The following is a 25856-nucleotide window of genomic DNA, read 5'->3' on the forward strand; positions in this document are numbered from 1 at the left end:
CCACCCCCCAACCCCGCCCCCTTTGGGGGGGGCTGGGGGGGGCGGGCTTTGCCCCACCCTACAAAGCTAGGATAGTCCGCCATGGAGCTCTTCCTCCATTATCTCAGCATGCCGTACATGATCCAGGGCATCGAGGTGACGCTTCAGGTCACCGCCCTGGGTCTCGGCGGCGGACTGATCCTCGGGACGATCCTGGCGGCGATGCAGCTCAGCCGCTTTCCGCTGCTGTCGTCCGCCGCCCGGATCTACACCGTCATCTTCCGCGGCACGCCGCTAATCCTGCAGATGGTGTTTGCCTACGACGCGCTGCCGCATATCGGCATCAAGCTGCCGGCCATCCTGGCTGCCGGTCTCGCGCTGGCTTGTAACGAAGCTCCGTTCATCGCCGAGATGCTACGCGCCGGCGTGCTCGGCGTCGAGAAGGGCCAGATCCTCGCCGGGCAGGCGCTCGGCATGACGCCCGGCGTGCTGATGCGCCGGATCATCGCCCCGCAGGCGATCCGCACCATGATCCCGGCGTTCGGCAACGAGGCCGTCAGCGCGCTGAAGAACTCATCGTTGGCTTCGGTCATCGCCGTGCAGGAGCTGACGCTGCGCTCGACGCAGCTGGCGTCCTCGACGTTCGATTTCTTCTCGATCTTCTTTGCGTCCGGCCTGATCTATCTGCTGCTGACCACCGCGATCTCGGCGCTGCAGATCTTCCTGGAGTGGCTGTTCGATCTCGACCGCACTTCCAAGCAGGTCAAGCTGATGCGCTTCCTGCCCTGGTATCGTGCCCAGGGTATCGACGATCCGCTGCAGGGCCGCGCGCCCGCGCCGGAAATCCTGCCGGACGGCGGCGTCGCCGAACTGCCGCCGCCGCGCGTGGCTCAAAGCCGCGCCGATCGCGCCGAGCGCGCCAAGACGCTGGTCCACAACGACGTGGCCGTGGCGGTGAAATCGCTGCGCAAAAACTACGACGCCAACAACGTGCTCGACGGCGTCGACCTCACCGTTCGCAATGGCGAAGTCATCGCGCTGCTCGGCCCCTCGGGCTCCGGCAAGAGCACGCTGCTGCGTTGTATCAACAATCTCGAATTGTGGAACGACGGCACCATCGAGGTCGGCGGCCGCCGGCTCGGCTTCAACCATCTCGGCACGCCGCTGTCGCCGCGGATGGCCGCGCAGGCCCGCGCCGAAGTCGGCGTCGGCATGGTGTTTCAGCAGTTCAATCTGTTCGGTCATCTCACCGCCAAGGAGAATATCGCCGGCCCGCTGCGCTGGGTGCACGGCGTCGCGCCGGCCGAAGCCGAGCGCCGCGCGCTCGAACTGCTGGAACGGGTCGGGCTGTCGCACCGCGCCGATGCGCTGCCGCGGCATCTGTCCGGTGGCCAGCAGCAGCGCGTCGCCATCGCCCGCGCCATCGCGCCGAATCCCAGCGTGCTGCTGCTGGATGAGCCGACCTCCGCGCTCGATCCCGAACTGATCAACGAAGTGCTGGAAGTGATCCGCCGCCTCGCGGTCGAAGACGGCCTCACCATGATCATCTCGACGCATCAATTGCGGTTCGCCAGCGAGGTCGCCGACCGCGTCGTGCTGCTCGCCGGCGGGGCTATCATCGAAGAAGGCCCAGCCGACCAGGTCCTCAATCATCCGAAGAATCCGGTCGCGCAGCGCTTCCTCAAAGCGATGGAGGCCGAAGTCTCGTGAATCCGCTCCACTCTCTCACTTTCTTCCCGTCGAGGATCTCAGCATGAAGCATCATCTTCTCCCGGTGTCGCCGAAGACCGTCCACTGGGGTTACTTCAGCAAGGTGGTGGCGCCGGCTCTGACGCTGAAGTCCGGCGACCGCGCCACCATCGAAACGCTGACGCATCACGCGAACGACGATTACGAGCGCATGATCGAGGGCGATCCCGGCGCCGAAAGCGTGTTCAAATGGACCCGCGAGCACAAGGCGATGGTCCGCCGCGGCGCCGGCCCGACCGAAGGGCCGTTCATCCGCGGCTCCGGCGAAGGCGTCGGCGTGCACCTGCTCACCGGCCCGGTGGCGATCGAAGGCGCCGAGCCGGGCGACGTGCTGGAAGTCCGCATCCTCGATGTCCGGCCGCGGCCGGCCTGCAAGGCCTGCCACGCCGGCAAATGTTTCGGCTCCAATGTCGCGGCGAACTGGGGTTTTCACTACCACGACCTGATCGAGGAGCCGAAGCCGCGCGAGGTGATCACCATCTTCGAGCTCGACACCTCGGGGGAGCCGTTCGCCAGGGCGGTTTACAACTACGTCTGGACGCCGCAGACCGATCCGGACGGCATCGTGCATCCGACCATCGATTATCCGGGCGTGCCGGTCGATCACCGCACCATCATCAAGCGCGAGAACATTCTGAGTAACGTCAAGCTGCCGGCCCGGCTGCATTTCGGCACCATGGGGCTGGCACCATCCGAGGAGGACTTCGTGTCCTCGATCCCGCCGAGCTACACCGGCGGCAATATCGACGACTGGCGGGTCGGCAAGGGCGCCAAGATGTACTATCCGGTCGCGGTGCCGGGCGCGTTCTTCTCGGTCGGCGATCCGCACGCCGCGCAGGGCGACAGCGAACTCGGCGGCACCGCGATCGAGACCTCGCTGACCGGCGATTTCGAATTCATACTGCACAAGAAGAACGACCTCGGCGGCACCGCGCTCGAAGGCCTGACCCATCCGATGCTGGAGACGCCGGATGCCTGGTCGGTCTACGGCTTCACCTATCCGAACTATCTGGCCGAGCTCGGCGCCAATGCACAGCTCGACATCGCCAACCACTCCAGCCTCGAGCGCGCGATGCGCGACGCCTTCCGCAAGATGCGGCGCTTCCTGATGACGGTGCATAAGCTCAGTGAGGACGAGGCGATCTCGCTGATGTCGGTCGGCGCCGATTTCGGCGTCACCCAGGTGGTGGATGCCAACTGGGGCGTGCACGGCACCATCCGCAAGAATGTATTCCGCTGCGACTAAGCGGGCCGCGGCGTCGCGATGAGCCGGATGGTGGTCGGACAGTGCGCCGTCTGCTTCGGGATGGCACGGGGGTTGCTTGGTTTCGACCATGAAGGTCGAGCCATGAGTCTGCGTCCCTATTCCAGCGAGTCGTATTGCGAAGGCGAGCGCCCGGAAGCCTGGCGGGATGTGCTCGCGTCGCTCGGCTTGCAGCCGTCCGCTGCCGCAACCAGTCACGCCGGGCACGCCATGGCGGTGCGGCGCAGTTCCGAAGGCGTCATGCTGGCCACGCTGGCGGCCGGGCCGCAAGCGGTGACGGCTCACGCGGATGCGCATGGCGATCACCCGCTGGTGTTGCTGCCGCTCGAGGACGGCGTCTCCCTGAAGACCGCCACAGGCCATCAGATCGTCGCCGCCGGGCATTTGTTGCTGCTGCCGCGGGCGAGCGGCTGGAGCCTGTCGTTTCCGCGCGACCTCCGCGCGGTGGTGCTGTCGGTGGCATGCGACGCCGCGCGCAGCCGGACAACCGTTCCGCCGCGGATCGCGGAGGTTCAGCAGATCGCGCCGAGCGGCTTCGGCGAGCTGTTCGTTCGCATGATGGAGTCCGCCGCGCGGCATCTCGAAACGCTCTCCGATGCCGAGTGGCCGGCGGCCGCCCAGGGCCTCGCCGATCTGCTGCCGGCGCTGATGCGTCAGCCCCCGGCAACGACTGATCTCAATGCCGGCACCGCCAGCAAGGCGGCGACGTTGCAGCGACTGTGTCAGGCGATCGAGCGCCGGCTCGACGATCCGGATCTGACACCGGCGAAAGTCGCTGCCGCCGAGGGCATCTCGGAGCGCTATCTGCAGAAGCTGTTCGGCGGCACCGGCTCCAGTTTCACGCATTATCTGCGCGAGCGCCGACTGCAGCGGACCTGCGCGGATCTGGCTAGTCCGGCGCAGGCGCATCATTCGATCTCCGAGATCGCGTTCCGCGCCGGCTTCAACGATTCGGCGCATTTCAGCCGCGCCTTCCGCCATCGCTTCGGCGTGTCGCCGCGCGAGTATCGGCAGGCCGAAGCGGAGCGTCACGCCGCGACCGCGGCCGCCACCGCCCAGCGCGGCTGGCCGCAGCAGGCGCTGGTGCAGCTGCGCAATCAGCCGGCCGCAACGGCGATGCGCCGGCCCGCCGCCGACTTCCCGGCGCCGTCGTTCGGCGCTGAGACCATGCCGCAGCATCACCACCTTGGCGCCGACGCATCGAAAGTGCATTGGGGTTACTTCAGCCGCTCGCTGGCGCCGCAGATCGAGATCGCCTCGGGCGACACCATCACGATCGAGACGCTGACGCAGCACGCCTCCGACGATCCCGAGCGGATGATCCTCGGCGATGCCGGCGCCGAGAGCGTGTTTCACTGGACGCACGATCAGAAGAACGTCGACCGCCGCGGCGCCGGCCCGATCGACGCCTCGATCTACGGCCGCGGCGCCGGCGAAGGCTTTGGCGTGCACATCTGCACCGGACCGGTCGCCGTGAAGGACGCGCAGCCGGGCGATGTACTCGAAATCCGCATTCTCGACATCGTGCCGCGCGCCAGCCGCAATCCCGACTTCGACGGCCGGGTGTTCGGCAGCAGCGTCGCGGCGTGGTGGGGCTATCACTACAAGGAGTTTCTCGCCGAGCAGCACGCCCACGAGGCGGTGACGATCTACGAGATCTTCAACGACGACGCGGCGCCCTATGCGCGCGCCGCGTATTCGTATCGCTGGGCGCCGCAGGTCGATCCGTTCGGCACCGTTCATGCGACCTACGACTATCCGGGCGTGCCGGTGCAGCCGTCGTCGGTGCGGCGCCGCCACTATGTGCTCGAAGGCGTGCGGATTCCGCTGCGGCCGCATTTCGGCGTGATCGCGCTGGCCCCGCGTGAGGCCGATTTCGTCGATTCGGTGCCGCCCGCTTACTTCGGCGGCAATCTCGACAATTGGCGGCTCGGCAAGGGGTCGACGATTTATCTGCCGGTGTCGGTGCCGGGTGCGCTGCTCTCGGTCGGCGATCCGCACGCCGCGCAGGGCGATGGCGAGCTTGGTGGCACCGCGATCGAATGTTCGATGACCGGCACCTTCGAGGTGATCCTGCACAAGAAGGGCGAGTTCGCCGACAAGCCGTTCGCCGATCTCACCTATCCGCTGATTGAAACCGCCACCGACTGGGTGCTGATGGGATTCAGCCACCCGAACTATCTGGCAGAATTCGGCGCCAAGGGCCAGAGCGAGGTCTATGCGACCTCGTCGCTCGATCTCGCCATGAAGGACGCGTTTCGCAAGATGCGGCGCTTCCTGATGAGCATCAAGGGACTGACCGAGGACGAGGCGATCGCGCTGATGTCGGTCGCGGTCGATTTCGGCGTCACCCAGGTGGTGGACGGCAATTGGGGCGTCCACGCCATCCTCAGCAAACAGGTGTTCGCCGACGCGCGCGCCTGATCTTCATCTCACGAAAGGCCTTTCTTGAAATTCCACATGATCTCCGGCGGACCGAAGCCGGTCGCGCCGTTCAGCCACGCCGTCGAAACCGATGGCTTCGTGTTCGTCACCGGCCAGATGCCCGATACGCCGCAGACCCCGGGCGTCCTGCCGGACGGCATCGCGGCGCAGACCCGCGCGGTGATGGAAAATCTGCGCGTCGTGCTGGCCGGCGTCGGCCTCGGCCTCGAGCACATCGTGATGAGCCGGATCTATCTCACCGAGTTCAAACGCGACTACGCCGAGATGAACGAGACCTATCGCGGCTACTTCCCGCAAGATCGGCTGCCGGCGCGCACCTGCGTCGGCGTCACCGGGCTGGCTTACGACGCGTTGATCGAGATCGATCTGGTCTGTCGTCGGCCGCAGTGAGAATTAGGCGGGCCGTGCGGCCGGCGTCTGCAGCGCAGCGTCGGGCGCGTCGGCGCGAGCCTGCGCGCTGAAGTCGAAGGCTTCGCCGCGAATCTCGGACAATGTCGCCAGCGCCCGGTCGCGGTCGCCTTCCAGCAACTGACGGAAATGCGTCTCGGCGGCGTTCGGCTTGCGCTGCCGGATCGCCTTCAAGGTCGACGCCATCAGGTTGGCCGACATCAACCGGATGTCCCGCGTCTGGTAATCGAGCGGCGATTTCCAGATCATCGTCCACACCGTCTGATTGGCGAGGTCGGTCAGCAGCTCGACCAGCAGGTCGTTGCCGGAGCCGCGCGCGATCGTCTTGACCGCGCGCGTCGTCGTCCGCGCAAACCCCATCGGATCGTCGATGTCGACCTGTGCCTTCAGTTCGTCACAACGCCGCGCCAGCGTGTCGATGTAGCTCTCGACCGGCGACGTCGCCATGGTGCGTACCGCCAGCGCCGACAGCGCAGTGCGGACATTGAACAGATCCGCGACGGATTTCAGCGACACCGGCTTGATATAGGCGCCGCGCCGCGGCAGCAATTCGACGAGCCGCCGCCGCTCGAGAATGCGGATCGCCTCGCGGATCGGGCCGCGGCTGACGCCGAAGTCCCGTGCCAGATCCAGCTCGACGAGTCGTTCGCCGGCCTTGCGACGGCCCGACACGATCTCGGCTCCGAGCTCTTCCGCCACCTGATCAGGCAGCGTCCGCGGCGCGAACCGCCGCTCGGTGTGGCCCTGCTTCGCAGCCGATGGACTGCGATACGTCGCTGCCAAAACATCCTCCGTCGGTGCTTCCGTGGCGCGGGACAAAGTAGCGCGATCGTCAATTGTTGACAATCGACAATTGGTGCCGTTTGATTGCGGCGTCGCGTCCAATGGGCGCCAAGCCGAAAACGCGACGAACCGCGGCCCTCAGCTGCGGACGGGAGGATGATGATGGCGATCACCAAAGCGCCGGCGCTTGTCCGGTCAGGCTTGAAGGCCGATGTAGACGGCGTTGTCGTCGTCGGTTGCTCGCCGCGTCCATCGTGCTGCTTCCTTCCTTCTCAGAATTGTCGCGCCGAATGACGGCGCTGGTCGAACCCCAAGCGCCGCGGCCCAACTCGTCGCCGCATGCGCGCCCGGTTGCGGCGGCGCAGCCGTTGCTCGACGTGCGCAATCTATCGCTGTCGTTCACCACCGCGCAGGGCGCGCTGCCGGTGACGCGCAATGTGAGTTTCTCCATCGCGCCAGGCGAGCGCGTCGGACTGGTTGGTGAGAGCGGCTGCGGCAAGACGGTGACCGGGCTGTCGCTGCTGCGGTTGCTTCCGACGCAATCGGCTCGAATCGAGGGCGACGTGCTGTTCGACGGCACCGATCTCCTCAACCTCTCGCCGCGGCGGATGCGGGCCGTGCGCGGCCGCGACATCGCGATGATCTTCCAGGAGCCGATGAGCGCGCTCGATCCGGTGTTCACGGTCGGCGATCAGATCAGCGAGGCCTATCGGGTCCATTTTCCGGTCAGCAAATCGGAAGGCCGCGAACGCGCGATCGCGGCGCTGCGCGAGGTCGGCATTCCGGCGCCGGAGCGGCGCTGCGACGAGTATCCGCACCAGCTCTCCGGCGGCATGCGCCAGCGCGTGATGATCGCCATGGCGCTGATCTGCAAGCCGAAGCTGCTGATCGCCGACGAGCCGACCACGGCGCTCGACGTCACCGTGCAGGCCCAGATCACCGATCTGTTGCGGTCGCTGAGCGAACGCACCGGCACGGCGCTGATCTTCATCACCCACGACCTCGGCGTCGTCGCCGAGACGTGCACCCGCATGATCACGATGTACGCCGGCCAGGTGGTCGAGGACGCGCCGGTCGACGACGTGCTGACGCGCCCGCGCCATCCCTACACCTCGGGGTTGCTGCGCTCGCTGCCCGGCTTGAGCAAGCGCCGCGGCGTGCTCGCCTCGATCCCGGGCCGCGTGCCGTCGCCGCAGGCGATGCCGGCCGGCTGCCGTTTCCGCTCGCGCTGTTCGCACGCGGCGCCGGGCTGCGAGCAGGAGCAGCACATGATCGCGCTGGCGCAGGATCATGCCGCACGCTGCTGGCGCGCGGCCGACCTCGTCCTGCCGGGAGCGGTGAACTGATGGCTGCTCCTCGCCCCGATGTGTCCGAAGCCGGAATCCTGGCGGTGCGCGATCTGCGTATCCTGTTTCCGTCGCGCGACGGCCGCGACACCGTCAAGGCGATCGACGGCATGGATTTCGACGTGCAGGCCGGCGAGACCTTCGGGGTGATCGGCGAATCCGGCTCCGGCAAAACCACGCTCGGTCGCGCGCTGGTGTCGCTCCTGCCGCCGACCGAGGGGCAGATCCTGCACGACGGAACCGACCCCGAAAAACTCGGGGCGCGGGCTTTCCGCCAGCATCGACGCGACTACCAGATCATCTTTCAGGATCCCAACGCGGCGCTCAATCCGCGGATGACGATCATCGACAGCGTGGTCGAGCCACTCGAAATTCTCCGCGAAGGCGACGCCGCATCTCGGCGGCGACGTGGTGTCGCGATGCTCGAGCGGGTGGGGCTCGCGGCCGAAGCGGCGGATCGCTATCCGCACCAACTGTCCGGCGGACAGAAGCAGCGCGTCAACATTGCGCGGGTGCTGATGCTGCGGCCCAAGGTGATCGTCTGCGACGAGGTCGTGGCGGCGCTCGACGTCTCGATCCGCGGCGACGTGCTCAACCTGTTTGCCGATCTGCAACGCGAGTTCGGCCTGACCTACGTGTTCATCACCCACGACATCTCAGTGGTGTCGCACATCTCGGACCGGATCGCGGTGACGTATCTCGGCAAGCTGATGGAGCTCGGGCCCGCCGAAGCCGTCATCGAGCGGCCGATGCATCCCTATACGCGAGCGTTGTTGTCGGCGGAGCCGATTCCGCTGCCGTCGCATCTGCGGGTCGATCGTCGCATCATCCTCGAAGGCGAGATCCCGAGCCCGGTCGCGCCGCCGTCGGGCTGCCGCTTTCGCACGCGCTGTCCGTCGGTGCAGCCGCGCTGCGCGGAGGACGTGCCGGCCTGGCGCGAGGTTCGCCCCGGGCATCGCGTCGCCTGCCATTTCGCCACGGCCGATGGGCCGCCGCCAAACAACCAGCCGGCGCAAGCCGCATCATAATCACGATCGGGAGGACAACTATGCGCGTATTCGATCTGGGCGGACGAACCTTGCGGCGCCGTGACATTCTGGCGCTGATCGGCGGCGGCGTCGCGGCCGGTGCGCTCGGCCTGCCGGCGCTGGCGCAGGAGCCCAAGAAGGGCGGCGTACTGAAGGTCGCGGCGCCAGCCAACCCGTCGTCGCTCGATCCGGCGACCGGCGGCGCCGGCTCTGATCACAGCATACTCTGGACGATGTACGACACGCTGGTGGAGTGGGATTACGAAACGCTGAAGCCGAAGCCCGGCATGGCGAAATGGTCGTATCCCGACGCCACTACGATGGTGCTCGACATCACGCCCGGCATTGAGTTTCACGACGGCACGCCGATGGACGCGGAGGCGGTGAAGTTCAACCTCGATCGCAACCGCTCCGATCAACGCTCCAACATCAAGCCGGATCTCGCCAGCATCGAGTCGATCGAGGTCAGCGGGCCGCTGCAGGTGAAGCTGAAACTGAAGAATCCGGATACGTCACTGCCAGCAATTTTGTCCGACCGCGCCGGCATGATGGCGTCGCCGACTAATCTCAAGGCGCTGGGCAACGAGACCGATCGCAAGGCGGTCGGCGCCGGACCGTGGAAGCTCGTGCGCTGGAACGACAACGAGATCATCGTGGTGACGCGGCACGAAAACTATTGGCGCAAGGGCCGGCCTTATCTCGACGGCATCGAATTCAACATCATCACGGAGAATGCCACGGCGCTGCGTTCGGTGGTGGCCGGTCAGAACGACATGGCGTTCCAGTTGCCGGCCCGCCTCAAGCCGGTGATCGAACGCGCCAAGGATCTGACCCTGGTCAGTTCGCCGACGCTGTATTGCATTCAGGTGTATTTCAATTACGCTCGCGCGCCGCTCGACAATCTCAAGGTCCGTCAGGCGATCAACTTCGCGTTCGATCGCGACACCTTCGTCAAGGCGGCGCTGAGCGGCCTCGGCGAGCCGGCGCGGATGACGCTGCCGAGCTCGCATTGGGCCTTCAACAAGGAGGTTGCCAACACCTATCCGCACGACATCGCCAAGGCAAAGCAACTGCTGGCCGAGGCCGGCTACAAGGACGGCATCGATCTGACGATCGGCGGCTACACCGATCAGGATTCGGTGCGCCGCGGCGAAGTCATCCAGGACCAGCTCGGCAAGGCCGGCATCCGCGTGAAGTTCACGCGCGGCACGATCGCGGAGATCAGCGCGCAATTCTTTGCGCAGGAGAAGAAGTTCGATCTCCTGGTCTCGGCCTGGACCGGACGTCCCGATCCGAGCATGACCTATGGGCTCGGCTTCGACAAAGGCGCCTACTACAACGCCGGGCGCACCGCGGATCCGGAGCTGTCCAAGCTGATCCAGGAGAGCCGTGCCAGCGAGGACCTCGCCAAGCGGGCCGAAGTGTTCGCCAAGATTCAGCGCATCACCGTCGAGCAGGCGCTGTCGGCGCCGCTGGCGTTCCAGTTCGAGCTCGATGCGTTGTCGGCGAAGGTGAAGGGCTTCAAGCCCAATCTGCTCGGCAAGCCGAAGTTCGAAAACATCTCCCTGGCATGACACGCAGGCGCCGAGCCGGATCGAGCCCATGTTGAATGCCGCACGACTTCACATCATCGGCCGCCGGCTGCTGCAGGCGATTCCGGTGGTGGTGCTGTCCACCTTCATCGTGTTCGGCCTGCTCAAGCTGGTGCCGGGCGACGTCGCAGTGACGCTCGCCGGCGACAACGCCTCGGAGCAGCGGATCGCCGAGATCCGCGAACTCTACGGGCTAAACCAGCCGTTCCTGCTGCAATACGGCTCTTGGCTCGGCAAGGCCGTACAGGGCGACTTGTCGAATTCGCTGGTGTCGAACGAATCGGTGCTGACTTCGATTCAGCGATGCCTGCCGCATACGCTGCTGATCGTGGTGCTGGCGCTGCTGACGGCGCTGATCGTCGGCGTGCCGCTCGGCATTGCGGCGGCGACCAAGCCGGGCTCGTGGATCGACAGCACCGTGATGGCGATCGCGTCGCTCGGCGTCGCGGTACCGAATTTCTGGCTCGGCATGCTGCTGGTCGCGTTCTTCTCGCTGCAGCTGGGCTGGCTGCCGGCGACCGGCGCGGTGTCGTTCTTCAAGGACCCCTGGGCGTCGCTCAGTCACGCCATTCTGCCGGCAGTGGCGCTCGCCTCCGGCGGCATCGCCGAAGTGGCGCGGCAACTCCGCTCGTCGCTGGTCGAGATCCTGTCGTCGCAGCAGGTCCGCACGCTGCACGCCAAGGGACTGCCGCCGTCGTCGATCCTGTGGCGCCACGGCCTCAAGAACGTCAGCGTCAACCTGCTCACCGTGATCAGCCTGCTGGCGAACCGGATGCTGGCCGCCACCGTGGTGGTCGAGGCGGTCTTCGCCATTCCAGGGATGGGCGGCCTGATCGTCAACGCCGCGATGCATCGCGACTTCCCGGTGGTGCAGGGCGTGGTGTTCACCATGGTGCTGATCGTGGTGTCGCTCAATCTGCTGACTGATATCCTCTACAGCGTACTCGATCCGAGGATCGCCTCATGACCGATCTGGCGATGACGGCGCCGCACCGGCCGCGGCGGATGCGCAAGTTCGCGCGCTGGTTTGCGTCGGACATTCGCGGCGCGATCAGCCTGACGTTTCTGCTCGTGTTGTTCGTGGTGTCGGTGCTGGCGCCGTGGCTGTCGCCCTACGATCCCCTGGCGCAGGACGTCGACGCCGCGCTGGCGCCGATGTCGGCCGAACACTGGCTCGGCGCCGACGATCTCGGGCGTGATACGCTGAGCCGGCTGATCTATGGCGGCATGGCGTCGCTGTATGCGAGCTTCCTGGCGGTGGCGATCGCGGTGCTGATCGGTGTGCCGGTCGGCGTGCTCGCCGGCTATCTCGGCGGCTGGGTCGACACCGTGATCAGCCGCGTGATCGACAGCTTTCTGTCGTTTCCCGCCATCGTGCTGGCGATCGCCGTCACCGGCGCGCTCGGCATCGGACTCACCAACGGCATGATCTCGGTCGGCATCGTGTTCTCGCCGCAGCTCGCTCGTCTGGTGCGTGCGCGGACGCTGGTGGTGCGGCACGAGCTCTATGTCGACGCCGCGCGTTGCTTCGGCGGCTCGACCGGACGCATCCTGTGGCGGCACGTGCTGCCGAATGCGATCCAGCCGGTGATCGTGCAGGTGACGCTGCTGCTCGCCGCTGCGCTACTGGCCGAAGCGAGCCTCAGCTTCCTCGGTCTCGGCATCCAGCCGCCGGATCCGAGCTGGGGCGCGATGCTGGCGCGCGCGTACCAGAACATGGAGATCGCGCCGGAGCAGATGTATCCGCCCGGGCTGGCGATTCTGTTCACGGCGCTCGCCTACAACACCCTGGGAGAATCGCTGCGGGTCGCGCTCGACCCGACGATGAAGCGCAATTGAGACAAGCAAGAATAACAAGGACGACGACATGAGCGCCAGCGTGACCGAAGCCGACTATCTCGCGACCCTGCACGATCTGTGGGCCAAGGCTTGGCCGAAAGGACTGCCGACCAAGCCGCAATATCCGCACGGCGAGATCGCGCTCAGCGAATATCTGCGCGCCTGGGCGAAGCGGGCGCCGGAGCGTCCCGCCGTGATCTTCTACGGCCACGTCACGACCTACAGTGAGCTCGATCAGCTCAGCGACCGCTTCGCTGCGCTGCTGATGCAGAAGGGGGTGCGCAAGGGCGACCGCGTTGCGGTGTTCCTACCGAACTGCCCGCAGTTCCACATCGTGTTCTTCGGCATCCTCAAGCTCGGCGCGATCCATGTGCCGGTGAGCCCGCTGTCGCGCGCGTTCGAGCTGTCCTACGAGCTCAACGACACCGACGCCGAAGTGATCGTGGCGCTCGATCAGCTCGCTTCGGTGGTCGATCAGGTGCGCGGCGAGACCAAGCTGCGCGAAGTGATCGTCACCAGCTTCGCCGACGTGATCCCGGCGGCACCGACGATCCCGGTGCCGGACTCGGTCGGCGGGCCGCGTGTCGCGGTCGCCGGCGCGACCGATCTGCTGCCGACCCTGGCGGCCATGCCGACGCCGGAGCCGCTGCCACCAGCGTCGCTCGACGATGTCGCGGCACTGAACTACACGGGCGGCACCACCGGCATGCCGAAGGGCTGCGTCCATACCCAAGGCGACATGGTGTACACCGCCGCGGCCAATCACGGCATCTCGGTCGTCGCCGACGAGCGCAGCGTGTTTCTGTCGTTCTTTCCCGAGTTCTGGATCGCCGGCGAAAATTTTGGGCTGATCTTCCCGCTGTTCGCTGGCGCCACGCTGGTGCTGCTGGCGCGCTGGGATGCGCTCGGCGTGCTGTCGGCGATCGACCGCTACAAGGTCGGCGTCACCGCGATGCCGGTGGACGGCGCGGTCGAACTGATGGATCACCCGCGTTTCAAGGAGTTCGACCTGTCCTCGCTCAAGCAGGTGCGGGTGGTCTCGTTCGTCAAGAAGCTCAATCCCGATTATCGCAAGCGGTGGAAGGATCTCAACGGGACGATCCTCACCGAGGCGTCGTGGGGCATGACCGAGACCCATACGTCCAACACCTTCACGGTCGGCTTCCAGGACGATGATTTCGATCTGACGTCGCAGCCGATCTTCGTCGGCCTGCCGGTGCCGGGCGCCGAGTTCAAGATCACCGATTTTGAGACCGGCGAGCTGGTGCCGCTCGGCGGCGAGGGTGAGATCCGGGTGCGGACGCCGTCGCTGCTGAAGAGCTACTGGAACAAGCCGGAGGCGACGGAGCAGTCGCTGGTCGACGGCTGGCTGCGCACCGGCGACATCGGCACCATCGATCCGCAGGGCTTTCTGCACTTCCTCGGCCGGCGCAAGGAGATGCTGAAGGTCAAGGGGATGAGCGTGTTTCCGCCGGAGATCGAAGCGCTGCTCGGTCAGCATCCGAAAGTGCTCGGCTCGGGCGTGGTCGGACGCGATGACCCGGGCAAGGGGCAGGTGCCGGTCGCTTTTATCCAGCTCAAGCCGGAGGCGGAAGGCAGTATCACGCCGGCCGAGCTGCAGGCATGGTGTGCCGAGCGGATGGCGGTCTACAAGGTGCCGGAAATCCGGATCATCGACGCTTTGCCGATGACCGCGACCGGCAAAGTGAAGAAGCAGGAACTGGACGCCAACGCGCGCTGAAGCGCGCCACAGTGGCGGCGCTACGCCGCTGCTGATGATTGGGGATGAGGAAAGTCGCATGTCGTTTCGTAAATTGCTGATCGCCAATCGCGGCGAGATCGCGATCCGTATCGCGCGGGCTGCGGCCGATGCCGGGCTCGCCAGTGTGGCGATCTATCCGGCCGATGATGCCGCGTCGCTGCATCTGCGCATCGCCGACGAAGCGCGTGAGATTCCGGGACGCGGAGCGCGGGCGTATCTCGACATCGAGGCGGTGATCGAAGCCGCCAAGGCGGCGCAATGCGACGCGCTGCATCCCGGCTACGGCTTCCTCAGCGAGAACGCGGATCTCGCCCGGCGCTGCGCCGAGGAAGGTATCCGGTTCATCGGTCCGTCGCCCGAAGCCTTGAGGCTATTCGGTGACAAAGTTGCGGCACGGCAACTGGCGACGAAAACCGGCGTGCCGATCATTGCCGGCACGAAGGGACCGTCGACGCTCGACGACGTTCAGGCGTTTTTCGCCTCGCTCGGTGACAACGCCGCAGTGATGATCAAGGCGATGGCCGGCGGCGGCGGCCGCGGCATGCGCGTGGTCGAACGCGCCGAGGATCTCGGCGAAGCTTACGCGCGCTGTCAGTCCGAAGCCAAGGCGGCGTTCGGCAGTGACGGCGTCTATGCCGAACGGCTGATCCGCAATGCGCGGCATATCGAGGTGCAGATCATCGGCGATCAGCATGGTGCTATCAGCCATCTGTGGGAGCGTGAGTGCACCATCCAGCGCCGCAACCAGAAGCTGGTCGAGATCGCGCCGAGCCCGTCGCTGAGTGACGTGCTGCGGGCGCGCATCCTCGAATCGGCCGTGAAGCTGGCGAAGGCGGCGAACTACGACAGTCTCGGCACGTTCGAGTTTCTGGTCGATGGCGACGGTGGCGACGGCGACGGCGCGTTCGCGTTCATCGAGGCCAATCCGCGGCTGCAGGTCGAGCACACTGTGACTGAGGAAGTACTCGGCGTCGATCTGGTGCGCTCGCAGATCGCGGTGGCGGGCGGCGCGACGCTCAAGTCGCTCGGACTCGATCAGGCGAGCGTGCCGCGTCCGCGCGGCTTCGCGATTCAGCTCCGCGTCAACATGGAGACGATGGACGCGAGCGGCGCTACGCGTCCGAGCGGTGGCACGCTGAGCGTGTTCGAACCGCCGGCGGGACCGGGCGTGCGTGTCGATACGTTCGGCTATGCCGGCTACAAGACGAGCGCGGCGTTCGACTCGCTGCTCGCCAAGGTGATCGTGCACGCGTCCGGGCAATGGCCGGATGCGGTCGCAAAGGCGGCGCGCACGTTGCGTGAGTTCCGGATCGCCGGCGTCGACACCAATAGTTCACTGCTGCAGGCGATCCTCGCCCATCCGGACTTCAAGGCCGATCGCGTCAGCACGGCGTTCATCGACCGCAACGTTGCCGACCTCGTTGCAGCCGCAGCCAACTACGCGGGGACGCTGGTCGCGCTGCCGGGCGGCGACGCTCAGCAGGGCGGCGCCAAGGCGGCGGCCGAGGCTGTGCCCGAGGGCGCGGTGTCGATCGTCGCGCCGCTGCAGGGCACCGTGGTGGCGATCACCGTCGCGGAGGGCGACGTGGTGCGGCCGGGGCAACAGCTCGCCGTGCTCGAATCGATGAAGATGGAGCATCTGGTCGCGGCCGAGCAGGGCGGCCGCATCCGCCGGATCGTCACCGCCGACGGCGTGACGCTGATGCAGGGCGAGGCGATCCTGTATCTCGAACCGCTCGACGTCGAGGGCGACCAGGCGGCCGAGGAAGCCGAGATCGATCTCGACCATATCCGTCCCGACCTCGCCGAGGTGATGGCACGGCAGGGCAATACGCTCGACGAGAACCGCCCGGATTCGGTCGGGCGGCGACGCAAGACCAATCAGCGCACCGCGCGCGAGAACATCGCGCAGTTGGTCGACGACGGCTCCTTCATGGAATACGGAAGCCTGGCGATCGCCGGCCAGCGCCGCCGCCGCGCGCTCGACGACCTGATCAAGAACACGCCCGCCGACGGCCTCGTCGCCGGCGTCGCGACGGTGAACGCCAAGCAGTTCGGCGAGCACGACGCGCGCTGCATGGTGATCTCCTACGACTACACGGTTCTGGCCGGCACGCAGGGCCACATGAACCACAAGAAGATCGACCGCATGCTGACGCTGGTCGAGCAATGGCGGCTCCCGCTGGTGTTCTACGCCGAGGGCGGCGGCGGCCGTCCGGGCGACACCGACCGGCTCGGCCTCACCGGCCTCGACGGTCCGTCCTTCGTGCAGTTCGCCAGGCTGTCGGGTCTGGTGCCGGTGGTCGGCGTCGTGTCCGGCTATTGCTTCGCCGGCAACGCCGCGATGCTGGGCTGCTGCGACGTGATCATCGCGACGCAAAATGCCTCGATCGGCATGGGCGGCCCGGCGATGATCGAGGGCGGCGGGCTCGGCGTGTATCACCCGGCCGAAGTCGGCCCGGTGTCGTTCCAGTCGCCGAACGGCGTGGTTGATATTCTGGTCGAGGACGAGGAAGAGGCGACCCGGGTCGCGCAGAAATATCTGTCCTACTTCCAGGGACCGATCGCCGACTGGCGCGCGGCGGATCAGCGGCTGCTGCGCCGCGCGATCCCGGAAAATCGCCTGCGGGTCTACGACATCCGCGCCGTCATCGAACTGATTGCCGACGAGGATTCGGTGCTTGAGCTGCGCCGCGACTTCGGCGTCGGCATCATCACCGCGTTCATCCGGATCGAGGGCAAGCCGTTCGGGCTGATCGCCAACAATCCGAAGCATCTCGGCGGCGCGATCGACGCGCCGGCCGGCGACAAGGCGGCGCGCTTCCTGCAACTGTGCGACGCGTTCGACATTCCGATCGTGTCGCTGTGCGATACTCCCGGCTTCATGGTCGGCCCCGAAGCCGAGAAGACCGCGATCGTCCGCCACGTCGCGCGGATGTTCGTCACTGGTGCGAGCTTGACGGTGCCGCTGTTCGGCATCGTGCTGCGCAAGGGCTACGGCCTCGGCGCGCAGTCGATGATCGGCGGCGGCTTCCACGCCTCGTTCTTCACCGCGGCGTGGCCGACCGGTGAGTTCGGCGGCATGGGGCTGGAAGGCTATGTCCGGCTCGGTTTCCGCAAGGAAATGGAGGCGATCGCCGATCCGGTCGAGCGCGAGACCTACTACAAGAACAAGGTCGCCGAGATGTACGCCAACGGCAAGGCGACCTCGATCGCGTCGGTGTTCGAGATCGACAACGTGATCGACCCGGCCGAAACCCGGCGCTGGATCATGGCCGGCCTGCGCTCGGTGCCGACCCCGCCGGAACGCACCGAACGCAAGCGGCCCTGCGTCGACACCTGGTAATGGAGCAAGCAATGAGCACAGCGGCTTTCAACACGCCGATCGACGACACCGGCGCCGCGCTGGTCGGACCGTGGCGGCAGCCGCGGCAGATGCTGCACGCGCAGGTCTACGACTCGCACGCGTCGATCCACGACGACGCCACCGCACAGAAGCTCGGCTTCAAGGGCGGCACGATCGAAGGGCCGACGCATTTCAGCCAGTTCGCACCGCTGTGCGAGCGGCTGTGGGGCAAGGCGTGGTTCGAGACTGGCTGCCTCTCGGCGCATTATCGCAACGCGACTTTCGAGGGCCAGGACGTCCAGGCGATCGTCGACAAGCCGTCGTCTGGTGCGCGCTCGACGTCGATCCGCATGGTCAAGCGCGACGGCACCGAAGTGCTGCGCGGCAGCGCGTCGGTCGGCGCGGATGCGCCGCCCTCGGCGCTCGATCAGCGGCTGACCGAGTTGAAGCCGCTCACCGACGCGGTGATCCTGCGCGACGTCACGGTCGGCATGGTCACCACGCCGCAGACCGTGAAGATGGATGCCGACCAGCACATGGGCGAGCTTTATCCGTTCTCGCTGGCCGACAAGCTGAAGGTGATCACCGAGCCGTCGCCGTATTATCACGCGTCGTCGCCATGGGGGCGGCCGATCATTCCGATGGAGATGCTCAGCGTACTGTTCCAGCACGTCAGCAAACAGGACGGCCTGCCGGTGCGCGGCCCGGCTGTCGGCCTGTTCGCCGATCAGGAAATCCGGCTGATCGCCGGCCCGCTGTTCGTCGGCGAGAGCTACCGGATCCAGCGCAAGGTCGTCGCGCTGTCGGGCAGCAAACGCACCGAAAGCCTGTGGGCGCGCACCGAAGCGTTCGACAGCAGCGGCCGCCTGGTCGCCACCATGTTGCTCAACTCGGCGATCCTGAAAGAGTCCTATGCGGCCTATCAGCAGGAATACGCGGCGCTGAAGCCGGGGGCGTAGCGCGGCAGGCGGACACCGCCGCCGCGGTGGCCGCCGGCCGGCCGCCGCGGCGCCGTCAGCCGAGTTCGGCGCGCACCATGCGCGCGGCGTCGCACATCGCTTTGAGTTTTCCGAACGCGGTCGCGCGCGGCATGTACTTCATGCCGCAATCCGGCGCGGGAACGAGACGGTCGGCAGCAACGTATTTGAGGCCGTCGCGGATGCGGCCGGCGACGGTGTCGACGCTTTCCACCGCGGGATCGGAGAGGTCGAGCACGCCGAGCATGATTTTCTTCGACGACAGATCCTTCAGGACACCGAGATCGAGCTTCGGCTGCGCCGCTTCGATCGAGATCTGGTCCGCGATGGTGTCGTCGAGTTCGGCCAGAAACGAATAGCCGGCCGGCTTGTTCGAGCCCGGCACCACCGCCGCGTAGCCGAAGCACAGATGCACCACCGTGGGCACCGTGATGCCCTGCAGCGCGCGGTTGATGGCCTTGACGGCATAGCGCTTGGCGACGTCCGGATTGTTGCGTACCCAGGGTTCGTCGAGCTGGATCACGTCGGCGCCGGCCGCCTGCAGCTCGCGCGCCTCGGCATTGACCGCGTCGGCGAACGCCATCGCCAGTTCTTCCTCGTCCTTGTAGTATTCGTTCACGGCCTGCTGGCTCATCGTGAACGGGCCCGGCAACGTGATCTTGGCGGCCCGATCGGTGTTGCTGCGCAGGAACTGCATGTCGTGCAGTTCGACCGGCCGTGTGCGCCGCACCGGTCCGACCACGCGCGGCACCGGCGTCTTGGCGTTGCCGGTGCGGGCCACGATGATCGCCGGGTTGTCGGCGTCGATGCCTTCGAGCGCCGTGGCGAAACGGTTGGAGTAGCTCTCGCGGCGGATCTCGCCATCGGTGACGATATCAATGCCGGCCCGCTCCATGTCGCGGATGGCCACCACCGTGGCGTCGTCCTGCGCCTCCGGCAGATGCTCCGCCGGCACCCGCCACAGCTCGTGCAGACGGGTGCGCGGCACCGATCCAGATAGTAGCGATCGATTGGCCAGCCAGTCCGGCTGCGGATAGCTGCCGACCACGGTGGTGGGCAGCAGATGCGACGGCATGGGCATGCGATGGTCCTTGTTGTTGTTTGTTGTTGTCGTGGAGCCGCCGATGCTGCGCTCAGGCAGCGCGGCTGGCTGCCGCCGAGGTCTCGTCGATCACCGGATTGCGCAGGGTGCCGATGCCGGTGATTTCGACTTCGACGACGTCGCCGCCCTTCATCCACAGCGGCGGGGTGCGGTAGGCGCCGACGCCGCCGGTGGTGCCGGTGACGATGACGTCGCCGGGGGCGAGTTCGGTGAAGGTCGAGCAGTAGGCGATCAGCGCCGGCACATCGAACACCAGATCGGAGATCGGCGCCTTCTGGACCTCCTGGCCGTTCAGCCGGGTGATCAGCGTCTGCCGGCTGATGTCGGTCAGCTCATCCGTCGTCACCATCCATGGGCCGAAGCCGCCGGTGCCGGCGAAATTCTTGCCGGGCGCGAATTGCGAGGTGTGGCGCTGCCAGTCGCGGATGCTGCCGTCGTTGTAGCAGGCATAGCCGGCGACATGACCGAGCGCGGCGTCGCGCGCGATGCGGCGGCCGCCGCGGCCGATCACGACCGCCATCTCGCCTTCGTAGTCGAAGCGTTCAGACTCCAGCGGGCGGATCATCGGCTGGCCGGCGCCGACCTGGCTGTTGGCGAAGCGGGTGAAGATCATCGGATGCGGCGGCGTCGGATGGCCGCTCTCGGCCAGGTGGCTGGCGTAGTTGACGCCGATGCAGAAGATCTTGTCCGGATCTGGGATCGTCGGCAGCAGCTCGACGTCCGCCATCGCGTAGTCGGCGCGTTCGCCCGCCAATTTGTGCAATTCGCCGAGCGCACCGGCGGTAAGCAATGATTTCAGCGTCGGATAGGCCGTCAGCCGCTTGCCGGCGTCGATAAGTCCCGCCTCGCTGACGATGCCGTAGCCGGCGCGGCCGGCGGCGGTGAAACTCGCGATCTTCATGAGGTGCTGCCTTGTTCGATCGAGGATACGTAGAGGTCGATGGGAAGTGCGATCGCGCCGCGCCGGATCGGCACGCAGGCGGGCGGGAAGTCCTGGTGGAAGACGGCGCCCTCGGCCTGCGCGGCGTCGAGGAAACGTGGCAAATGAGCCATCGCGCCGGTCGGCAGGTCGTGCAGCACGATCAGCGTCCAGGGCTGCGCGCGGCACTGTGCCAGCGCGCGATCGACCCAGCCGTCCGGATCGTCCCAGTCGCGCGGGATGGCATTCCACAGCACGCAGCTGTGGTGATGGCGCGCCAGATGATCGACCACCGATGGCTTGAGCAGCCGGTCGTCGAGATTGCCGCCGCCGCCGAACGGCCGAAACCAGCGCTGCGGATGCGTAAGCTCGCCGATCGCCGCCTGTGTGCGGCCGACCTCCGCTTCCGCAGTGGCGGGATCGGTCTGCTGCCCGAGCGGGATGCCGTGCGTGTAGGTGTGGTTGCCGATCCAGTGGCCCTCGGCATGCGCCCGCGCGGCGAGCGCGCGGCGCGCCGGGTCGGCGAGCTTTTCACCGATCACGAAGAAGGTCGTCTTCAGGCCGCGCTCGCGCAGGATGTCGAGCACCGGCTCGGTGACCCCGGGTTCGGGGCCGTTGTCGAACGAAAGGGTCAGGTCGAACACGGAATCTCCTTCAAGCTTGACCAAAACGCGGGACGGCTCGCCCAAATAGCAATGAGCTTCGTCATGGCCGGGCTTGTCCCGGCCATCCACGCCTTTTCTGCAGGTTCGTCAGCAAGGCGTGGATGCCCGGCACAAGGCCGGGCATGACGAGTTGAGACGACAGTCCCCAATATTCTCGACTGCATCTGCGGTCAGCCTTCACGTCGCCGGCTGCAGCCGGCCGTCGCTGACGTCGTCGGCTGCGCTCTGGCCGCCGCGGGTGCCGGTCTGCCAGATCGCGGCCTTGCGCTCGATCCAGCGCACGCCGGCGCTGAACGCGACGGTGATGGCCAGCACCAGCAGCACCCCGGCGAAGACGTGCGGGCTGTCGAGCACGGTGCGATAGCGCGAGATCAGGAAGCCGATGCCCGCGGACGAGATCAGCATCTCGGAGACGACGACGCCGACGATCACCAGCGCGCCGCCGACGCGCAGCCCCGACAGCACGGTCGGGATCGCGGCCGGGATGATGACGCGGAGCAGCCGCTGGCTCGGCGTCGCGCCCATGCTGCGCGCCGCGACGATGAGTTGCGGATCGATGGTCTGGATGCCGGCGGCCGTCGATAGCATCGTCGGCAGCAGGCCGTAGATCGCCGCGAAGGCGATCTTGGATTCCGACCCGATGCCGAGCCACACGGTGAACACCGGATACAGGATCACCAGCGGCACCGCGTAGAGGCTGGAGACCATCGGCATCAGCAGGATGCGCGGACCGCGCAGGCTGCCGATCACGGCGCCAAGCCCGATGCCGCCACCGCAGGCGATGATCATGGCGATCGCCACCTCGTACAGCGTCACCGCGAGCGCATGGCCGTATTCGGCCGCGTCGGTCCAGCCGGCGACCAGCGTCTTGGACAGCGGCGGCAGGAAAAGCTCGGCGATCAGGCCGCTGCGGGGCAACAGCTCCCACAGCACCAGCAGCGTGAGGACGATCAGACGGCGAAGCGTAGCGGCGCGCATCGGGTCAGGCCGATTTACGGATGTGGCGCCAGATCTGGTCGCGCAGCGCACCGAACGCGTCCCCGCTCAGCATCTCGTAGGTTCGGGGACGCGGCAGCTGCACCTCGAGGTGATCGACGATGCGGCCGGGTCGCGCAGACATCACGATGACTTCGTCGGCGAGATACACAGCCTCGGTCAGGCTGTGCGTCACGAACACCACGGTCTTGCCGGTCGCGGCCCAGATCCGCAGCAATTCGTCGCCCATCGTCATCCGGGTCTGCTCGTCGAGCGCGGCGAACGGCTCGTCCATCAGCAGCACCGGCGGATCCTGCACCATGCCGCGCGCGATCGAGACGCGCTGCTTCATGCCGCCCGAGAGCTCGTGCGGGTGACGCTTGCCGAAATTCTCCAGCCCGACCAGCTTCAGCGCATCCTGCGCCTTGGCGCGGCGCTCGGCCTTGGTGACGCCGCGCAGGCTGAGCGGGAATTCGACGTTCTCTTCCGCCGTCAGCCATGGAAACAGGCTGGCTTCCTGAAACACCACGCCGACGCGGTTCGGGTCCGGCTGGGTGATCGGCGCGCCGTTGATGAGGATGGTGCCGCTGGTCTGCCGGCGCAGCCCGGCCATCATCATCAGCAGGGTCGACTTGCCGCAGCCACTCGGCCCGACCAGCACCACGAAGCGTCCCGGCTTGACGGTCAGCGAGACGTCGTCGAGCGCGACGATGTCCTGCGAGCGCGTCTTGAACACCTGGCCGACATTGCGCACGTCGATGGCGCCGGCGCGTGCCGGTCGCAGCGGTGTCACGTTCGCCAATGGCTGCATCGCGTTTCCACCCATCTGATCAGTTCGTTGAACGTCATGGCGATCACCGCCACCATGACAACGCCGGCGAGCAGTTGCTTCATCTGGAAGTTCTCGCCCCAGATCGCGATCTGATGGCCGATGCCGTCGGGCGAGGCGTACATCTCGGCCAGGATCACGCCGGTGAGATTGAAGATCATCGCGATCCGTAGTGCTTCGAGCAGCACCGGCAGCATGCTCGGCAGATAGACCCGCAGCGCGGTCTGCGCCGGCGTCGCCCCATAGGAGCGTGCCACGGTGAGGTGCTCGACCTTGACCGACTCGACGGCGGTGGCGGTCGACATGATGACAATGAAGATCGTCGAGAAGAAGCCGAACCCGACCTTCTGGGCAAAGCCGACGCCGAACACCAGAATGAACATCGGCAGGAAGATCGATTTTGGGATGCTGAAAGCGAAGAACAGCAGCGGCCTCGCGACCTCGCCGAAATAGCGGTTCTCCGCCATCAGCAGGCCGATGATGGCGCCGGCCGGCACCGCGAGCGCGAAGGCGGTGAGCACTTCGCTGCCCGTCACCATCAGATCCTTCTGCACGCTGGCGCGCTGCAACAGGTCGAGCAGCGTCGCGAAGGTCTCGGACGCCGGCGGCAGCAGCCGCGGGTTGACGAGGCCGGTGCGCGACAGCGTTTCCCACAGCGCCAGGATCGCCACCACGATGGCGATCCTGGTCAGCTGGATGGAGAGTTTGCTCGCCATGTTACGGCTTGGTCGGGACCGGCTTGAACTTAGTCGAGATCACGTCCTCGACCGGCACCAGATCCTTGAGGCCGCCGAGCCGGGCGAGGTCCAGCGACAGCTGCACCGCGGCGGGCACGTTGGCGGCGGCCATGTTGCCGTCGGTCTCGAGCTTCATGATGGTGTTTTCGTATTCGAGCGCGGCGATTTCCGCCGGCATCTCGTAGAGCTCGGAGATCAGCTTGATGGTGACGTCGCGGTTGGCGCGCATGAAATGCACGGCGCCATACAGCGCGTTGAGGGCCTTCTGCACCACCTGCGGCTTGGCCTCGGCGAAGCGGTCGAGCACGATCCATCCGGCAGTGAGATTCGGCGGCACCGCGGTCGCGTAGTCCAGGATAGTCTTGCCTTCGCCGGCCTTGGCGATCTGGAAGCTCAGCGGCGAATACACCACGGCGGCGTCGATATTGCCGGCGAGCAGGTTTGGTACCAGGCCGCCGCCGCCGACCGGCACGCGGTTGAATTCGACCTTCTTGTCCTGGATGGTCCACTGCGCCAGCAGATCGGAGCCGGAGCCGGCCGCGGTGATACCGACCTTCTTGCCCTGCAGATCATTCACGGTCAGCGACGACTTGGCCGGCACCATCAGCTGCCAGCCGAAATTGCCCATCGTGGCGTTGCCGACGACGCGCGACATCACGCCTTTCTTGCGGCCGGCCGACACCAGCGACGGCGGATCGAGGATGATGTCGGAGGCGCCGGCCGCCATGCCCTCGAAGGTCTCGGCGCCGCTGCGATAGATCGTCAGTTCGGCCTTGAGCCCTTCCTTCTCGAACAGCTTCTGCCGCACGGCGGTCTCGGCCACGGTGGTCGGCCAGAACGTCTTGGTGGGAAGGCCGACCCGGATGGTTTCGGCAGCGGTCGCCGGACCGGCGAACAGGACTGCAGCGGCGAGTGACGAGAGCGCCAGCCGGCGAGACATCTTCATTGTGTTTCCTCCCAATGTTGTTCGGTCGCCGGAGTTTTCTCCGGTCGATCAGTGCGCCGCGCTCACCTCCGCAATGCGAAAGGCCGCGAGCTCGACGAATTCCTTGGTGACGCTGAAATGCAGCGCCAGCGCACGCACCGCAGCCTCGGTGTCGCGATCCAGCACCGCCGCCACGATGGTGGCGTGCTCGGCCTCGACGTCGCGCGTCTTGCCGATCTCGCCCCGGATCGACAGCCGGCGATAGCGCTCGCTCTGCTCGTGCAGAACGTCGCGAAAGCCAAGCAGCCAGGGCGAGCCGCAGGCGCTCACCAGCGTGCGATGAAACACGCGGTGACGGCTCATCCACTCGTCGTGATGCGCAGGCGCCTGGTCGGGATCGTGTGCGGGCACGGCCTTGAGCGCCTCCCACGATTGCTGCACGGCGATCAGCCAGCGCTCGTCGCCGAACTCGATCGAGCGGCGCAGCGCCAGACCTTCGATATCGATGCGGGTGCGCGTGATGTCGGACAGATCGCTGAGCGACACCGGCGTGACGCGGAAGCCGCGCTGGTCCGATGCCTGCACCAGCCCGTCGGCCGTCAGCCGCGACAGCGCCTCGCGAACGGCGGCGAGGCTGACCTCGAACTGTTTGGCGAGGCTGGCGATGTTGATCTTCTGCCCCGGCAGCAGCCGGGTCGCGAGAATGTCGGCACGAAGACGCTCGTGCAGCGCGGACGTCAGGCTTCGTGGCCCACCGCTGACGGTCTCTGAAACGCGCAGTCCCATCCCGTTCATGCGGCAAGAATGTACATCATACCGCTAAGCGTCAATCAAAATCGAAAATCGATTTTCGTGGGGGCATCAGGCGGGCGAGCCCCGCACGAATTGATAGTGCGATGGTGCAGCGCCGTAGTTGCACTGCACGCGTACGCCGTCTCGCGCTTGATGAAGTATCAGCCGCTCTCAGCTATGCGGGATGGTCTCTCCCCGCCTCCGCAGGTCATCGCCCGGCTTGTCCGGGCGACCCAGTATTGCAGAGCGTCGGCGATTAAATAGTCATCGCTCTGGAATACTGGATCACCCCTGAGTTCACGGAACAAGTGCAACACCTGCTAAGGTGTTGGTGCGATGGGACGATGTTATGGCCAGCTCAGCCTCGAGGAGCGCGTTGAGATATATCGCCTGG

Annotated in this window: 21 protein-coding genes; 12 read left to right on the forward strand and 9 right to left on the reverse strand. The window is 66.5% G+C overall.

The window, feature by feature from the left end; genetic code table 11:
• Nucleotides 1-81: 81 nt before the first annotated feature.
• The 4 genes from LPW26_RS23395 to LPW26_RS23410 all read left to right on the forward strand — a co-directional run bounded on the left by LPW26_RS23395 (nt 82) and on the right by LPW26_RS23410 (nt 5827).
• Nucleotides 82-1689 (forward strand): amino acid ABC transporter permease/ATP-binding protein, encoded by a 1608-nt coding sequence (locus LPW26_RS23395; protein WP_238738121.1) that lies wholly within the window; start codon nt 82-84, stop codon nt 1687-1689.
• Between the two features lie 43 nt (nt 1690-1732).
• A complete protein-coding gene (locus tag LPW26_RS23400) occupies nt 1733-2974 on the forward strand; it encodes an acetamidase/formamidase family protein (RefSeq protein ID WP_238738122.1) in 1242 nt (413 codons plus the stop codon).
• A gap of 102 nt (nt 2975-3076) precedes the next feature.
• Nucleotides 3077-5416: an acetamidase/formamidase family protein gene (locus tag LPW26_RS23405; protein WP_238738123.1), complete on the forward strand. Its 2340-nt coding sequence runs from the start codon at nt 3077-3079 to the stop codon at nt 5414-5416.
• Nucleotides 5417-5440: 24 nt separating this feature from the next.
• Entirely contained in the window at nt 5441-5827 is a 387-nt protein-coding gene (locus LPW26_RS23410) for a RidA family protein (RefSeq protein ID WP_238738124.1), read from the forward strand.
• Nucleotides 5828-5830: 3 nt separating this feature from the next.
• On the opposite strand, the gene LPW26_RS23415 is transcribed toward LPW26_RS23410, so the two are convergent.
• A complete protein-coding gene (locus LPW26_RS23415; protein ID WP_238738125.1) occupies nt 5831-6628 on the reverse strand; it encodes a GntR family transcriptional regulator in 798 nt (265 codons plus the stop codon).
• A 290-nt stretch (nt 6629-6918) separates the two neighbouring features.
• On the opposite strand from LPW26_RS23415, the gene LPW26_RS23420 reads away from it, so the two are divergent.
• From LPW26_RS23420 to LPW26_RS23455, 8 genes are read left to right on the forward strand one after another with little or no spacing between them, the layout of a single operon-like run.
• Nucleotides 6919-7974: an ABC transporter ATP-binding protein gene (locus tag LPW26_RS23420; RefSeq protein WP_238738126.1), complete on the forward strand. Its 1056-nt coding sequence runs from the start codon at nt 6919-6921 to the stop codon at nt 7972-7974.
• On the forward strand, nt 7974-9002 hold the full coding sequence (locus tag LPW26_RS23425; RefSeq protein WP_238738127.1) for an ABC transporter ATP-binding protein: 1029 nt from the start codon (nt 7974-7976) through the stop codon (nt 9000-9002). Before LPW26_RS23420 ends, LPW26_RS23425 begins: the two co-directional genes overlap by 1 nt.
• A 20-nt stretch (nt 9003-9022) precedes the next feature.
• Nucleotides 9023-10576, forward strand: a complete 1554-nt coding sequence (locus LPW26_RS23430) for an ABC transporter substrate-binding protein (RefSeq protein ID WP_238738128.1) — start codon at nt 9023-9025, stop codon at nt 10574-10576.
• Nucleotides 10577-10604: 28 nt separating this feature from the next.
• Entirely contained in the window at nt 10605-11561 is a 957-nt protein-coding gene (locus LPW26_RS23435; RefSeq protein ID WP_238738129.1) for an ABC transporter permease, read from the forward strand.
• Nucleotides 11558-12433 (forward strand): ABC transporter permease, encoded by an 876-nt coding sequence (locus tag LPW26_RS23440; RefSeq protein WP_238738130.1) that lies wholly within the window; start codon nt 11558-11560, stop codon nt 12431-12433. The genes LPW26_RS23435 and LPW26_RS23440 overlap by 4 nt, the downstream gene beginning before the upstream one ends.
• A gap of 28 nt (nt 12434-12461) precedes the next feature.
• Nucleotides 12462-14174, forward strand: coding sequence for an AMP-binding protein (locus LPW26_RS23445; RefSeq protein WP_238738131.1), 1713 nt, complete (start codon nt 12462-12464; stop codon nt 14172-14174).
• A gap of 58 nt (nt 14175-14232) precedes the next feature.
• Complete coding sequence (locus tag LPW26_RS23450) at nt 14233-17541, forward strand: acetyl-CoA carboxylase family protein (RefSeq protein ID WP_238738132.1); 3309 nt, start codon at nt 14233-14235, stop codon at nt 17539-17541.
• A gap of 11 nt (nt 17542-17552) precedes the next feature.
• A complete protein-coding gene (locus LPW26_RS23455) occupies nt 17553-18500 on the forward strand; it encodes a hotdog family protein (protein ID WP_238738133.1) in 948 nt (315 codons plus the stop codon).
• Between the two features lie 55 nt (nt 18501-18555).
• On the opposite strand, the gene LPW26_RS23460 is transcribed toward LPW26_RS23455, so the two are convergent.
• The 8 genes from LPW26_RS23460 to LPW26_RS23495 all read right to left on the reverse strand — a co-directional run bounded on the left by LPW26_RS23460 (nt 18556) and on the right by LPW26_RS23495 (nt 25456).
• Nucleotides 18556-19599 (reverse strand): 5-methyltetrahydropteroyltriglutamate--homocysteine methyltransferase, encoded by a 1044-nt coding sequence (locus tag LPW26_RS23460; RefSeq protein ID WP_238738134.1) that lies wholly within the window; start codon nt 19597-19599, stop codon nt 18556-18558.
• A gap of 52 nt (nt 19600-19651) precedes the next feature.
• On the reverse strand, nt 19652-20521 hold the full coding sequence (locus LPW26_RS23465; RefSeq protein ID WP_238738135.1) for a fumarylacetoacetate hydrolase family protein: 870 nt from the start codon (nt 20519-20521) through the stop codon (nt 19652-19654).
• Nucleotides 20518-21183, reverse strand: coding sequence for a polysaccharide deacetylase family protein (locus tag LPW26_RS23470; RefSeq protein ID WP_238738136.1), 666 nt, complete (start codon nt 21181-21183; stop codon nt 20518-20520). The genes LPW26_RS23465 and LPW26_RS23470 overlap by 4 nt, the downstream gene beginning before the upstream one ends.
• A gap of 198 nt (nt 21184-21381) precedes the next feature.
• Nucleotides 21382-22182, reverse strand: coding sequence for an ABC transporter permease (locus LPW26_RS23475; protein ID WP_238738137.1), 801 nt, complete (start codon nt 22180-22182; stop codon nt 21382-21384).
• A 4-nt stretch (nt 22183-22186) separates the two neighbouring features.
• Nucleotides 22187-22990: an ABC transporter ATP-binding protein gene (locus LPW26_RS23480; RefSeq protein ID WP_238738138.1), complete on the reverse strand. Its 804-nt coding sequence runs from the start codon at nt 22988-22990 to the stop codon at nt 22187-22189.
• On the reverse strand, nt 22969-23724 hold the full coding sequence (locus LPW26_RS23485) for an ABC transporter permease (RefSeq protein WP_238738139.1): 756 nt from the start codon (nt 23722-23724) through the stop codon (nt 22969-22971). The genes LPW26_RS23480 and LPW26_RS23485 overlap by 22 nt, the downstream gene beginning before the upstream one ends.
• A 1-nt stretch (nt 23725) precedes the next feature.
• A complete protein-coding gene (locus LPW26_RS23490; protein ID WP_238738140.1) occupies nt 23726-24691 on the reverse strand; it encodes an ABC transporter substrate-binding protein in 966 nt (321 codons plus the stop codon).
• A gap of 48 nt (nt 24692-24739) precedes the next feature.
• Complete coding sequence (locus LPW26_RS23495) at nt 24740-25456, reverse strand: GntR family transcriptional regulator (RefSeq protein ID WP_238738141.1); 717 nt, start codon at nt 25454-25456, stop codon at nt 24740-24742.
• Nucleotides 25457-25856 lie beyond the last annotated feature (400 nt).

Origin of the sequence: Rhodopseudomonas infernalis, from assembly GCF_022271405.1 — a bacterium.
Taxonomy (GTDB): domain Bacteria; phylum Pseudomonadota; class Alphaproteobacteria; order Rhizobiales; family Xanthobacteraceae; genus Rhodopseudomonas; species Rhodopseudomonas infernalis.

Coding starts and splice junctions, on each gene's coding strand:
- LPW26_RS23435 (WP_238738129.1), top strand. CDS start 10,605: ATGTTGAATGCCGCACGACTTCACATCATCGGCCGCCGGCTGCTGCAG.
- LPW26_RS23395 (WP_238738121.1), top strand. CDS start 82: ATGGAGCTCTTCCTCCATTATCTCAGCATGCCGTACATGATCCAGGGC.
- LPW26_RS23420 (WP_238738126.1), top strand. CDS start 6,919: ATGACGGCGCTGGTCGAACCCCAAGCGCCGCGGCCCAACTCGTCGCCG.
- LPW26_RS23480 (WP_238738138.1), bottom strand. CDS start 22,990: ATGCAGCCATTGGCGAACGTGACACCGCTGCGACCGGCACGCGCCGGC.
- LPW26_RS23495 (WP_238738141.1), bottom strand. CDS start 25,456: ATGGGACTGCGCGTTTCAGAGACCGTCAGCGGTGGGCCACGAAGCCTG.
- LPW26_RS23400 (WP_238738122.1), top strand. CDS start 1,733: ATGAAGCATCATCTTCTCCCGGTGTCGCCGAAGACCGTCCACTGGGGT.
- LPW26_RS23440 (WP_238738130.1), top strand. CDS start 11,558: ATGACCGATCTGGCGATGACGGCGCCGCACCGGCCGCGGCGGATGCGC.
- LPW26_RS23450 (WP_238738132.1), top strand. CDS start 14,233: ATGTCGTTTCGTAAATTGCTGATCGCCAATCGCGGCGAGATCGCGATC.
- LPW26_RS23490 (WP_238738140.1), bottom strand. CDS start 24,691: ATGAAGATGTCTCGCCGGCTGGCGCTCTCGTCACTCGCCGCTGCAGTC.
- LPW26_RS23455 (WP_238738133.1), top strand. CDS start 17,553: ATGAGCACAGCGGCTTTCAACACGCCGATCGACGACACCGGCGCCGCG.
- LPW26_RS23485 (WP_238738139.1), bottom strand. CDS start 23,724: ATGGCGAGCAAACTCTCCATCCAGCTGACCAGGATCGCCATCGTGGTG.
- LPW26_RS23465 (WP_238738135.1), bottom strand. CDS start 20,521: ATGAAGATCGCGAGTTTCACCGCCGCCGGCCGCGCCGGCTACGGCATC.
- LPW26_RS23405 (WP_238738123.1), top strand. CDS start 3,077: ATGAGTCTGCGTCCCTATTCCAGCGAGTCGTATTGCGAAGGCGAGCGC.
- LPW26_RS23460 (WP_238738134.1), bottom strand. CDS start 19,599: ATGCCCATGCCGTCGCATCTGCTGCCCACCACCGTGGTCGGCAGCTAT.
- LPW26_RS23430 (WP_238738128.1), top strand. CDS start 9,023: ATGCGCGTATTCGATCTGGGCGGACGAACCTTGCGGCGCCGTGACATT.
- LPW26_RS23445 (WP_238738131.1), top strand. CDS start 12,462: ATGAGCGCCAGCGTGACCGAAGCCGACTATCTCGCGACCCTGCACGAT.
- LPW26_RS23475 (WP_238738137.1), bottom strand. CDS start 22,182: ATGCGCGCCGCTACGCTTCGCCGTCTGATCGTCCTCACGCTGCTGGTG.
- LPW26_RS23425 (WP_238738127.1), top strand. CDS start 7,974: ATGGCTGCTCCTCGCCCCGATGTGTCCGAAGCCGGAATCCTGGCGGTG.